The sequence below is a fragment of the Rhodanobacter sp. FW106-HT46G03 genome (assembly GCF_058789895.1).
The window spans coordinates 1,360,172-1,372,073 of sequence record NZ_JBYTCC010000001.1 but is presented as its reverse complement, the minus strand read 5'-3'; the positions used below and the strand labels follow the sequence as shown (position 1 = coordinate 1,372,073).

The following is an 11,902-nucleotide window of genomic DNA, read 5'->3' as shown; positions in this document are numbered from 1 at the left end:
TCTCCTCCCCGATTCCTCCCCTCCCGCCGTATGGCACAGCAGGCCGCGCTGGCGTTGGCGCTCGCATTGCTCGCGGCCTGCAGCAGCGCCCCGCGCCGGCCAACGCCATCGGCATTGGCAAACGAACCGGCGCGCGCGCCCACGGGCGACGCCGCCACGGCAAACGACGTGCTATTCCGCGCCATGGCCCTGGTCGGCACGCCCTATCGCTACGGCGGCAACAGCCCCGCCGGCGGTTTCGACTGCAGCGGCCTCGTCGACTACATCTACCGCACTTCGACCGGGCTGGAACTGCCGCGCACCTCAAGCGCCATGGCCGACATGGATGCCAAGAAGGTCAAGCGCATGACCCACCTCGTCAGCGGTGATCTGGTGTTCTTCGACATCGGCGGCCACATCAGCCACGTCGGCGTCTACGTCGGCAAAGGCCGCTTCGTGCATGCGCCCAACACCGGTGGCACCGTGCGCCTGGACGATCTCGATGGTGCCTACTGGGGCGAACATTTCGCATACGGGCGAAGGGTGCTGAACTGAGGCAGGCGCGCGCCTCGGCTCGACGCGCTGGCGATTGGGCGATACGCGTCGCTCCGCTTTTTCACGACGCGCGCTGCATCGAGACGTTTCGTGCATCCGTCAAACGTGCGTCTCACACCACAGCTTGCAAACCGGGATTATCCTGGCGGGCCGTTGGCTGGATAGCTGCAGTGCTTACCAGACGGCCGCCTGCGGTGCGACGTCCGTGGTTGATGCGGCATCAGAGCGGTTTCGTGCGCCCTGCGGGCGCGCGAGCTACTTTCTCTCGTTTGCGCGAGAGAAAGCAGCCAAAGAGAAACGGCATCCTGCAGCGGCGCTTTTTGCCCATCCATGGGCCAAAAGTCCGTGAGGCGGGGCCCCGGGAAAAGCGGCGCGCATCGTGCGCGCCAAGAGCAAAAGCATCGCCCGTCCTGCAGCCGGTGGGGCGTAGCTGCTCTGCTTCGGGCGCGCGGACGCGCGCCTGCTGTGGTGGGGCCCCTATGGGGCGGCGGGTGGGATGCCGATCGTCCGCAAGGATGGCACGCACGAAGGCGGGCCAGCTTTCCACCGGTACACGGAGGTGCCGACGGAAAACCCCGCAGCTCACCCGCGCACCCGCAGCCCACAACCTGTCGGGCCGAAGCCCGACCCACTGGGTGTAGTGCCAACACGCTGCCGAAATACGCGCGCACCCTGTTGCAGGCGTTCCCACCATGCGAAATTGTCAAGCGCGGCGAGAACATGCCGCCTGATTGCCGTAGGGCAAAAACAAGACGGCGCCCAACGGCGCCGTCTTGTTCCATCCCTGCGGAATCGATCAAATCAATGCTCGGCGACGCCATCCGGGTGTGCGTGGCCGTGTTCGAGTTCTTCCTTCGTCGCCTCACGCACTTCCTGCAACGTGACGTCGAAATCCAGCGTCTTGCCGGCCATCGGGTGGTTCAAGTCGACGTCGACCGTGCTCATGCCGACCTTGTGCACGGTCACTGCGCGGTGGCCACCTTCCTTCAGCGCAAGCACGGTAGCCATGCCGGGCTTAAGGTGTTTGGCATCCTGGAAATATTTTTTCGGCACCCGCTGGATCTGACCCTCGCGGCGCTCGCCGTAGCCGTCCTCCGGCGCAATCGTCGCCTTGACGGCATCGCCAGCCTCGTGGTCTTCGAGCGCTTTTTCCAGACCCGGAATCAGCTGGCCGTGACCAAGCAGGATCCACAACGGTTCGTTGCGATCGTGCGAGCTTTCGACCTGTGCGCCATCGACGCTCAGCGTGTAGTGCAGTGCGACGACTTTGTCCTTGCCAGCCTTCATTGCCAGTCCCGTCAGGTTTAAACAAGCCTGCAAGTGTAACAGCGGACGAACCGCACGCGCCGGGTGCCGCAGGTTGCTGCGATGCGTGGTGACAGGGTCGGTAGTCGTGGCGTAACTTCTTTCAGCCCGAAACAGACCCGTAAACACTTGCGGGCGCCGGGCACGTCGGGCGCAGTCCAGCGGCTAAGGGGAGCCGTTGGAGCCGCCCAATCATTTCTGATGAGGGGAGTATCCATGGTGTACAAACCACTTGCCGTGGCACTGCTTGGTGCCATCGGCTTCGCTGCCGTATCCACGACCGACGCTGCCACCCATGCTCGGGTGCACACCCAAGCCATGGGGCCGATCGGTGCGGCGGCACTCGCCAACCGGATCGGGCTCGACAACGCCGCGTCGTTGTCACCGCGTCTGCAGGCACATACCAATCGGGGCACGTCGAAAACCCGCGAGCAACAGATGTTCCGCGGCATCCCGGTGTATGGGCGCAGCGTGGTGGTGGAGCGCGACGCCAGCGGCAATGTGCTTGGCGTCGATGGCGAAGTTTCACGCGGTATTGCCGCAGACGTTGCCTCGGTCGCCCCGGCCATCGGCGCCGCCCAGGCCGTCGCCATCCTGCGCGGCCATGCCGGGATACTGCCGCTCGGCATCGGCGTGAACGGTGTGCAGGACAGCGACATCCACCATGCGCAAAGCGACCTGTACGTGTATGCCGAGGGCCCGCGCGCGCGCCTGGCCTATCTCACGTCTTTCTTTGTCGACCGCAACGATGCGCCGTCGCGCCCGACCGCGATCGTCGATGCCGTCACCGGCGAAGTGCTGCAAAGCTGGGAAGGCCTGACCACCCGCAAGCCGGGCAGCGGTGGCGGCGGTACCGGCACCGCGGCGCTCGCCACCGGCGACGGCGGAAACCTGAAGACCGGGCGGTACACCTACGGGGTGCAATTCCCCTCGCTCGCCGTCACCCAGTCGGGCTCCACCTGCTACATGAACAACCCGGACGTGACGACCAACAACATGGCCGGCAGCACGCGCAAAAGCACGCTGTGGAGCTTCATCTGCCCGACCAGCAGCGGCGACGGCGTCAATGGCGCATACTCGCCGATCAACGACGCCCACCACTTCGGCGGCGTCGTGCACGACATGTACCACAACTGGTTCGGCGCCCCGCCGCTGAGCTTCGCGCTGGTGATGAACGTGCACTACGGCCGCAACTACGAAAACGCCTTCTGGAATGGCACCTCGATGAACTTCGGCGACGGCGCCAGCTACTTCTACCCGCTGACCGCGCTGGACGTGACCAGCCACGAGATCAGCCACGGCTTCACCGAGCAGCATTCCGGACTGCAGTACTCGGGCCAATCCGGCGGCATGAACGAGGCGTTCTCGGACATGGCCGGCGAGGCCGCCGAGTATTTCGATCGCGGCAGCAACGACTGGCTGGTGGGTGCGGACATCATCAAGAGCGGTACCGCCCTGCGCTGGATGTGCACCCCTACCAAGGACGGCAGTTCAATCGACAACGCTGCCAACTACACCAGCGGACTGGACGTGCACTACTCCAGTGGCGTGTACAACAAGGCCTACTGCACGCTGGCCACAACCTCGACCTGGAACACGAAAAAGGCGTTCGAGGTGTTCGAGCGCGCCAACGCGTTGTATTGGACTGCCACGTCGACCTTCAACTCGGGTGCGTGCGGCGTGGTCAGCGCTGCCGGCGACTACGGCTATCCGGCCGCCGATGTCACCGCGGCATTCAAGGCCGTCGGCGTCACCTGCCAGTAAGTTGCAATGAACGGCAAGCGGGTCGACCGGGAGGCCGACCCGCTTTTTCCCGAGTGACAACACCACAACCAGTGGCCCGCAACGGCCACCACTCTCCGATCAGGGCGCCGGTGTGTCGCCAAAGCGCACGCCGCGCGCCTCCGGCCCGAGCCACACCAGCAGCGTCAGCACCACGGCAACGACGGCGAGCCATACCCCCATCGCATAGCCGAAGTCGCCGCCATGCTGATGCGCGACCCACGCCTGCGCGGTGGCGGTGCCGGCCGCCAGGAGATTGCCGAGCTGGTAGGCAAACCCGGGCAAGGTGCCGCGCACGGCATCGGGCGAGAGCTCGTTCAGATGGGTCGGCACCACGCCCCACGCCCCCTGCACCATCACCTGGATGAGAAACGCGCCGAGGCCGAGCAGCAGCAGCGAGCCGCCGTGCGTCCACAGCGGAATCACCGGAATGGCAAGCAGTGCGGCCACCATCATCGCCCGCCGCCGGCCGATCTTTTCCGACCACGCGCCGAAGAACACGCCGCCGACGAGCGCGCCGAGATTCAGCAGCGCCACCAGCAGGAACGCCGTACCCGAGCCGGTCGGCAGGTGCAGGTTGAGCTCCTCGAAAGTGTGGTACATGTCCTGCGAGCCGTGGCTGAAGGCGTTGAATGCGCACATCAGCACGATCATGTAGCCGAACAGTTTCCAGTGCCCGCGCATCGCCACGCGCACGCCGACACGGCCATGCGCGTGGCGGTTTGCCTGCCACACCGGCGACTCCGGCACCTTGGCGCGCACGTACAGCACCAGCAGCGCCGGCAACGCACCGACGATGAACAGTCCACGCCAGCCGATCGCGTCGATCAGCAACCAGTTGACCAGCGCGGCGAGGAAAAACCCGCAGGGGTAGCCGCTTTGCAGCAGCCCGGACACGATGCCGCGCGACCTGGGCGGGATTGCCTCCATCGCCAGCGACGCGCCGATGCCCCACTCGCCGCCCATCGCGATGCCGAACAAAAAGCGCAGCACCAGCAGCATCGGCAGCGAGGTGGAAAACGCGGTGGCCAGCTCGAACACCGAGAACAGCACCACGTCGAGCATCAGGATCGGACGCCGGCCGTAGCGGTCGGCGAGGCGACCGAAGATCAGCGCGCCAAGCGGCCGGGCCGCGAGCGTCAGCGTGAGCGCCACCGTGACTTCGGTGGTGCTGGCCGAAAACTCGCGCGCAATCGCCACGATGACGACAGTGAGCAGGAAGTAATCGAACGCATCCAGCATCCAGCCGAGAAAACTCGCCAGCACCGTATGGCGCTGGTCAATGTTCAGTTCGCGCAGCGATGACCACAACGACATGCCGGCCTCCCCAAATCGAGATTGCAGGCTAGGAGCGGGGGCGGCAGGAACGCAAGCGGCTGCGAGCGTCGCCTTGCGAGCATCCCGTCCGGCCTTGTGCGCGCGGCGCGGCGGCCGGAGTGATGCGCCATGAAGCTGGGATTGGGGATTCGGCGAAATCCCCCCACGCAAAGCCCGGCGGACTGAGGTCCGGCCTAGGGATGTTGTCCAGCGCAAACGGTTGCCAGCTGAACGCACCACGCCGGCGTCCCCACGCCGGGTGACACTTCGGCTACAATCCGCGCACGGTTTCCCCGCCGTCGGCGGCATCGCCGCCCCTTCGTTACTTATCCGCAACACGGCTTTCGCATGAATGCTCCGGGTTGCACAGGAGCTTATTCATGTCATTCGAATCGCTGGGCCTCGTGCCCGCGTTGTTGCGCGCGCTTGCCGATCACGGCTACGCCGAACCCACGCCGGTACAGGCCGGTTCCATTCCGCTGGTGCTGGAAGGCCACGACCTGTTGGCCGCCGCGCAGACCGGCACCGGCAAGACCGCCGCCTTCGCGCTGCCGTTGCTACAGCAGCTGGCCGACGGCCCGCACGCGCCGTCGCGCCGCCCGCATGCGCTGGTGCTCACTCCCACGCGCGAGCTGGCGGCGCAGATCCTCGACAACGTCCAGGCCTACGGCAAGTACCTCAAGGTCAGCGCCACCACGATCTTTGGCGGTGTCGGCATGAACCCGCAGATCACCGCGCTGCGCCGCGGCGTCGACATCGTCGTGGCCACGCCGGGGCGGCTGATCGACCACATGCAGCAGCGCAACGTCGATCTTTCCGGCGTCCGCACGCTGGTGCTGGACGAAGCCGACCGCATGCTCGACATGGGCTTTTTGCCGGCGCTCAAGCGCATCCTGGCGGCGCTGCCCAAGCAGCGTCAGACGCTGCTGTTCTCGGCCACCTTCGCGCCGGAGATCAAGCAGCTCGCACTGCACTTCATGCGCAACCCGCGCGAGGTGTCGGTAACACCGCCGAACACCGTGGCCGCCACCGTCAGCCACCGCGTGCATCCGGTGGATGCGGAGAAAAAGCGCGACCTCTTGCTGCACGTGCTGGCCGAGGATTCGCGCCGGCAGACGCTGGTGTTCTCGCGCACCAAGCATGGTGCCGACAAGCTGGTGAAGTACCTCGAACAATATGGCGTGCGCGCCGCGGCGATCCACGGCAACAAGAGCCAGAACGCCCGCACGCGTGCGCTGGGCGATTTCAAGAGCGGCCGTGTCACCGTGCTGGTGGCGACCGACATTGCCGCGCGCGGCATCGACATCGAGCAGTTGCCGATGGTCATCAACTACGACCTGCCGATGGTGGCCGAGGACTACATCCACCGCATCGGCCGCACCGGCCGCGCCGGCAGCGACGGCGTGGCGGTGTCGCTGGTGAGCCACGAGGAGGCCGGCTTGTTGCGCGACATCCGCAAGCTGCTGAAGGACGAGATCACGGTGACCGAAGTGGCCGGCTTCGAGCCCTCGACCCCGCTGCGCACCGACGCCGGCGCGCCGCGCCCGAAGCAGGGCCAGCGCCAGCCGCGCTCGCCGCAGCGCCAGCAGAACAAGACCGCGGCACGTCCGCACGGCCGCCCGATGCAGGCCGGCAACGGCGAGCATGCCGCCGCTCACCGCAAGCGCCGCAACCCGCACCGCCCCGCGGCCAAAGCCTGATTCATCGTCGTAGTCGCCGGTTGACCACGAACACCGCGTGAGTCGCGGTGTTCGCGCTCCCCGTCGGCTGCGAACCACTCGTCCGAGCCGCCGGCTTCACGCCGGCGCTCGCTACAATGCCGCCTGTTCTCGCACGCGCCCGCGCGTGCCACGCCGAGGTCTGTCCATGTCTGCCCCCAATGATTCCGCCCCGGTCGCGACCGGCTTTGGCGCGCTTGCGCTGTCGCCCGAGATTCGCCAGGCCCTGGTCGATCTCGGCTACGAGGCGCCGACGCCGATCCAGGCCGCCACCATTCCGCCGCTGCTGGAAGGCCGCGACGTGCTGGGTCAGGCGCAGACCGGCACTGGCAAGACGGCTGCCTTTGCACTGCCGATCCTCTCGCGCATCGAATTGAAGCCGGGCAAGCCGCAGGCGCTGGTGCTGGCGCCCACGCGCGAGCTGGCGATCCAGGTGGCCGAGGCATTCCAGAGCTACGCCGCGCACTTGCCGGGGCTGCAGATCCTGCCGATCTACGGCGGCCAGAGCTACGGCCCGCAACTGCACGCGCTGCGCCGCGGCGTGCACATCATCGTCGGCACGCCGGGTCGCGTGCTTGACCATCTGGACAAGGGCACGCTGGATCTTTCCGAACTGAAATACCTGGTGCTCGACGAAGCCGACGAAATGCTGCGCATGGGTTTCATCGACGACGTGGAAAAAGTGTTCGAGGTGACGCCGCCCACGCGCCAGGTGGCGCTGTTCTCGGCCACCATGCCGACCCAGATCCGCAAGATCGCGCAAAAGCACCTGCGCGAGCCGGTGGAAGTCATCATCAAATCCGCCACTGCCACCGCCGCCAACATCCATCAGCGCTACTGGTTTGTCAGCGGGATGCACAAGCTGGATGCGATGACCCGCATCCTCGAGGCCGAGCCGTTCGACGCGATGATCGTGTTTGCGCGCACCAAGCTGGCGACCGAGGAGCTGGCAGAGAAACTCGCTGCACGCGGCTTTGCGGCGGCGGCAATCAACGGCGACATTGCCCAGGCGCAGCGCGAGCGCGTGATCCAGCAGTTGCGCGACGGCAAGCTCGACATCCTCGTCGCCACCGACGTCGCCGCGCGCGGGCTGGACGTGGAGCGCATCAGCCACGTGCTGAACTACGACATCCCGTACGACACCGAGAGCTACGTGCACCGCATCGGTCGCACCGGCCGCGCCGGGCGCAGCGGCGAGGCGATCCTGTTCGTCACCCCGCGCGAAAAAGGCATGCTGCGCGCGATCGAGCGCGCCACCCGGCAGAAGATCGACGAGATGAAGCTGCCGAGCGTCGACGCGGTGAACGACGTGCGCATCGCCAAGTTCAAGCAGCGCATCAGCGATACGCTGGCCAAGGGCGAGCTGGACCTGTTCCAGCAACTGGTGGAGCAATACGAGGCCGAACACGACGTGCCGGCGAGCGAGATCGCCGCCGCGCTCGCGCGCATCGCACAGGGCGACCGTCCGCTGCTGCTGGCGCCGCCACCCAAGCGCGAACCGGCACCGCGCGAGCACACGGCACACGAACACACCGAACGACGCGAAAAGCCCGAGCGCGCGCCGCGTGCGTCCACCGGCCCGCTGCGTCCGCACGCGACGGAAGCGGGCAAGACCACCTATCGCATTGCCGTCGGCCACGAGCACGGCGTGAAGCCGGGCAACATCATCGGCGCCATTGCCAACGAGGCCGGGCTGGACAGCCAGTACATCGGCCGCCTGTCGATCCGCGGCAACTACAGCCTGATCGACCTGCCCGAAGGCATGCCGAAGGAAATCTTCGAGCACCTGAAAAAGGTGTGGGTAGTGCGCCAGCAACTGCACATCGAACCGTGGGACGGCAAGGAGGCCGATACCCTGGCCGACACCGCCCACGACGTGCACCCCGCGCGGCGCCCCGGCGGTTTCCGCAAGACCGGCGGCTTCAAACCCGGCCCGCGCAAGCCGCACGCCCACGGCGGCAAACCGGCGAGCTCGAAATAGCCGCGGGGCCGGCGCCTGCCCCGGTCCAGCCTGGCTGCGCCCCTACACCGGCCCGGCAAACGTGTTGCAACTGCCGACGTCGCCGCCCTGCATGCCGGTCTTGAACCACTTCACGCGCTGCGCCGAGGTGCCATGGGTGAAGGAGTCCGGCACCACGGTGCCGCGTGCCTCGCGCTGCAGGGTGTCGTCGCCGATCTGGCTGGCCGCATTGAGTGCGGCCTCGACGTCGCCGGGCTGCAGCCATTGCAGGCGCTGCTCGCTGCGGTTGGCCCACACCCCGGCCAGGCAATCGGCCTGCAGTTCCTGGCGCACGGAGAGGCCATCGGCGCCCTCCATCGGCACGCCCTTCGCCTGCAGCTGCTTCACCTTGGCGAACACTCCCAGCTCGTTCTGCACGTGGTGGCCGACCTCGTGGGCGATCACGTAGGCGCGCGCGAAATCGCCGCTGGCGTGGAAACGGTCGCCAAGCTCGTGGAAGAAATCCAGATCGAGATAGATGCGCTGGTCGCCGGGGCAATAGAACGGCCCGACGGCGGCGGAGGCGTTGCCGCAGGCGGTGGCAACGCTGCCGCTGAAGAGATCGAGCTTCGGGTCGACGTAGGTGCCGCCGTTGGCGGCAAAGATATCGCCCCAGGTTTTCTCGGTGGAACCGAGAATCTTCTCCACGAACAGCTTTTGCTGCGGGTCGACCTGCGTGGTGGCGTTGCCGGCCGGTTGCGCGCCGTATTGCCCGCTCTGGTCGAGCAACGCCAGCGGATTCTTGAAGAACACCCAGCCGATGATGGCCAACACGATCAGGCCGCCAATGCCCATGCGCCCGCCGCCGCCAAAGCGCGGGCCGCCGCCGCCGGGGTTCACCTCGACGTTGTTGCTGGTTTCGCCCTTGTTCCAGTCCATCCGCGTCTCCGCCCGGGGGTGCCGTGCCAGCGACGATAACGCCGCACGTGGCGCGGCCGCTACAGTGCAGCTTTCATCCACCGAGATCCGTCATGCTTGAACAACTTCCCGCCGTGGTCACCCTGCTGGCGATCCTGCTGCTGGCCGCCACCGCCATGATGGTGGGCCGCGCCCGCATGCGCTACGGCATCCAGGCGCCGGCCACCAGCGGCCACCCCGCGTTCGACCGCGCGTTCCGGGTGCAGATGAACACGCTGGAGGCCAGCGTGCTGTTCCTGCCGACGCTGTGGCTGGCGGCGCACTTCGGCATGGACCGCTGGGCCGGCATCGCCGGGATCGCGTGGATCGTGGCACGCGTGTGGTATGCGTCGGCCTACATGCGCGACCCGGCCAAACGCGAGGGGGGCTTCATGCTCGGCACGCTCGCGTGGCTGGCCACCCTGGTGCTGGCCTTCGTCGGCACCGGGCGCGCCGTGTTCGGCGCCTGAATCAGGTGGCGGGACGCACGCGCAGGCGGTCGATGCGCGCGCCGTCCATCGCGGTCACCTCGAACCCGAGGCCATCTCGCTCCAGCCGGTCGCCCACCGCCGGCAGGCGGCCCAGGTGTTCGAGCACGTAACCGGCGAGGGTGGAGAACCCGTCCTCGCTGGGCAACCGCTGGCCGAGCAGGTGCTCCACCCGACGCAGATCGAGGCTGGCGTCGAGCAGCCAAGCGCCGTCGACCTCCTGCACCGCCGCCGGGTCGCCGCCTTCCTCGTCCGGAAACTCGCCCGCGATCACGCCGAGCACGTCGGCGGGGGTGACCATGCCGAGCACGCTGCCATACTCGTCCACCACCAGCGCCACCTGCAGCGACGCGCGACGGAATTCCTCGATCAAGCGCAGCACGCTGAGCGATTCCAGCACCGTCATCGGCTTGCGCACCACGCGCTCGACGTCGATGTAGCCGTGTTCGAGCAGGCTCGCGAGCAGGTCGCGCGAAGTGGCGACCCCGACGAGCTGGTCGAGATCCTCGCCGGCGACCGGCAGCCAGTGGTGACTGGAAGCCGTCACCTCCTCGCGCAGCTTGCCGGCTTCTTCCCGCGGATCGATCCAGCTGATTTCCGGGCGTGGCGTCATGATCGAACGCACCGGCCGGTGCGCGAGGTCGAGCACGCCCTGCACCATCGCCAGCTCGTCCTTGCCGAACACCGCACCGGTCGTCGGCACCGGTGCCGCCGCGTCGGCCGGCGGCGCCTCGTCTTCCTCCGCGCCGCCGGCGCCAAGCAGCCGCAGCACGGCCTGCGCGGTGCGGTCGCGCAGATTGCGCGCGCCGCCGAACAGGCTGCGCCGGCGGTTGCGGCGCATGGTCTGGTTGAACGCCTCGATCATGATCGAGAAGCCGATCGCGGCGTACAGGTAACCCTTGGGGATGTGGAACCCGAAACCTTCCGCGATCAGGCTGAAGCCGATCATCAGCAGGAACGACAGGCACAGGATCACGACCGTCGGCCGCGCATTGACGAATGCGGTGAGCGGCTTGCTGGCGCTGATCATCAACGCCATCGCGATCACCACCGCCAGCATCATGATCGAAAGCTGGCTGACCATGCCGACCGCGGTGATCACCGAATCGAGCGAAAACACCGCATCCAGCGCCACGATCTGCGCCACCACCAGCCAGAAGCGCGCACCGGCGCCGCTCCTGCCGGCGTGCTCTTCGCTCGCTTCGAGCCGCTCGTGCAGCTCCAGCGTGGCCTTGAACAGCAAAAACGCACCGCCGGCGAGCAGGATGATGTCGCGCCACGACAGGCTCACGCCGTGCCAGGTGACGACCGGCGCGGTGAGCCGCGCCAGCCACGCCACCGCTGCCAGCAGCAGCAGGCGCATGACCAGCGCCAGGCCCAGCCCGGACAACCGCGCCCGGTCGCGCTCGCCGGGCGGCAGCCTGTCGGCGAGGATCGCAATGAATACCAGGTTGTCGATGCCGAGCACGATCTCCAGCACCACCAGGGTGAGGAGACCTGCCCACGCGGAAGGGTCAGCCAGCCAGTCGAAAACGAACATGGGGAGCGCGCGGCGCCACGATTCTCGGTAAAGGGCTGATCACTATACAGGCAGACCCGCGCCGGATCGGCCTGGCCCCCGGATTCGCCTGCGCCACCTGCGGAGGGCAATCGGGAAGCGTGGGCGGCGAAACCGTCCGGACTGTAAACCCCGCCATGCGGCGCCAGTTTGCTGTCCCAATGGACCCGCCGCGGGATGGCGAATTGTCGAAAACCCGCTTGCACATGGCGCCCCGGTCCAGACATGTGGCAGATGTCGGGTTGGTCGGCATCGCCGCCAACCATCCTTGGAACGAGGGCAAACAACGCGCCTGCCAAGGCAT

9 protein-coding genes are annotated in these 11,902 nt (G+C 67.2%); 5 read left to right on the top strand and 4 right to left on the bottom strand.

The annotated features are described in order from the left end of the window. Positions 1–30 precede the first annotated feature (30 nt). Positions 31–534: a C40 family peptidase gene (locus AC3WP6_RS05810; protein WP_492626845.1), complete on the top strand. Its 504-nt coding sequence runs from the start codon at positions 31–33 to the stop codon at positions 532–534. Between the two features lie 801 nt (positions 535–1,335). Here AC3WP6_RS05810 and AC3WP6_RS05805 read toward each other — a convergent pair. Beyond that, a complete protein-coding gene (locus tag AC3WP6_RS05805) occupies positions 1,336–1,821 on the bottom strand; it encodes an FKBP-type peptidyl-prolyl cis-trans isomerase (RefSeq protein WP_492626844.1) in 486 nt (161 codons plus the stop codon). Positions 1,822–2,055: 234 nt separating this feature from the next. On the opposite strand from AC3WP6_RS05805, the gene AC3WP6_RS05800 reads away from it, so the two are divergent. After that, a complete protein-coding gene (locus AC3WP6_RS05800) occupies positions 2,056–3,603 on the top strand; it encodes a M4 family metallopeptidase (RefSeq protein WP_492626843.1) in 1,548 nt (515 codons plus the stop codon). Between the two features lie 99 nt (positions 3,604–3,702). Here AC3WP6_RS05800 and AC3WP6_RS05795 read toward each other — a convergent pair whose 3' ends face one another. Continuing rightward, positions 3,703–4,938, bottom strand: a complete 1,236-nt coding sequence (locus AC3WP6_RS05795; RefSeq protein ID WP_492626842.1) for an MFS transporter — start codon at positions 4,936–4,938, stop codon at positions 3,703–3,705. A 380-nt stretch (positions 4,939–5,318) separates the two neighbouring features. On the opposite strand from AC3WP6_RS05795, the gene AC3WP6_RS05790 reads away from it, so the two are divergent. Further along, positions 5,319–6,638, top strand: a complete 1,320-nt coding sequence (locus AC3WP6_RS05790) for a DEAD/DEAH box helicase (RefSeq protein ID WP_492626841.1) — start codon at positions 5,319–5,321, stop codon at positions 6,636–6,638. Between the two features lie 166 nt (positions 6,639–6,804). Continuing rightward, positions 6,805–8,637 (top strand): DEAD/DEAH box helicase, encoded by a 1,833-nt coding sequence (locus tag AC3WP6_RS05785; RefSeq protein WP_492626840.1) that lies wholly within the window; start codon positions 6,805–6,807, stop codon positions 8,635–8,637. Between the two features lie 42 nt (positions 8,638–8,679). Here AC3WP6_RS05785 and ypfJ read toward each other — a convergent pair whose 3' ends face one another. Continuing rightward, the gene (gene ypfJ, locus AC3WP6_RS05780) at positions 8,680–9,534 is read right to left on the bottom strand and encodes a KPN_02809 family neutral zinc metallopeptidase (RefSeq protein ID WP_492626839.1); all 855 of its coding nucleotides are present in this window, start codon (positions 9,532–9,534) and stop codon (positions 8,680–8,682) included. A 92-nt stretch (positions 9,535–9,626) separates the two neighbouring features. Here ypfJ and AC3WP6_RS05775 point away from each other — a divergent pair, with 92 nt between their 5' ends. After that, on the top strand, positions 9,627–10,022 hold the full coding sequence (locus AC3WP6_RS05775; RefSeq protein ID WP_492626838.1) for an MAPEG family protein: 396 nt from the start codon (positions 9,627–9,629) through the stop codon (positions 10,020–10,022). 1 nt (position 10,023) lies between these two features. Here AC3WP6_RS05775 and AC3WP6_RS05770 read toward each other — a convergent pair whose 3' ends face one another. Beyond that, positions 10,024–11,580 (bottom strand): TerC family protein, encoded by a 1,557-nt coding sequence (locus AC3WP6_RS05770; protein WP_492626837.1) that lies wholly within the window; start codon positions 11,578–11,580, stop codon positions 10,024–10,026. Positions 11,581–11,902 lie beyond the last annotated feature (322 nt).

What these genes read in the sequence shown, in the direction of transcription:
- AC3WP6_RS05810 (WP_492626845.1), top strand. Translation starts at nt 31, where the DNA reads ATGGCACAGCAGGCCGCGCTGGCGTTGGCGCTCGCATTGCTCGCGGCC.
- AC3WP6_RS05805 (WP_492626844.1), bottom strand. Translation starts at nt 1,821, where the DNA reads ATGAAGGCTGGCAAGGACAAAGTCGTCGCACTGCACTACACGCTGAGC.
- AC3WP6_RS05800 (WP_492626843.1), top strand. Translation starts at nt 2,056, where the DNA reads ATGGTGTACAAACCACTTGCCGTGGCACTGCTTGGTGCCATCGGCTTC.
- AC3WP6_RS05795 (WP_492626842.1), bottom strand. Translation starts at nt 4,938, where the DNA reads ATGTCGTTGTGGTCATCGCTGCGCGAACTGAACATTGACCAGCGCCAT.
- AC3WP6_RS05790 (WP_492626841.1), top strand. Translation starts at nt 5,319, where the DNA reads ATGTCATTCGAATCGCTGGGCCTCGTGCCCGCGTTGTTGCGCGCGCTT.
- AC3WP6_RS05785 (WP_492626840.1), top strand. Translation starts at nt 6,805, where the DNA reads ATGTCTGCCCCCAATGATTCCGCCCCGGTCGCGACCGGCTTTGGCGCG.
- ypfJ (WP_492626839.1), bottom strand. Translation starts at nt 9,534, where the DNA reads ATGGACTGGAACAAGGGCGAAACCAGCAACAACGTCGAGGTGAACCCC.
- AC3WP6_RS05775 (WP_492626838.1), top strand. Translation starts at nt 9,627, where the DNA reads ATGCTTGAACAACTTCCCGCCGTGGTCACCCTGCTGGCGATCCTGCTG.
- AC3WP6_RS05770 (WP_492626837.1), bottom strand. Translation starts at nt 11,580, where the DNA reads ATGTTCGTTTTCGACTGGCTGGCTGACCCTTCCGCGTGGGCAGGTCTC.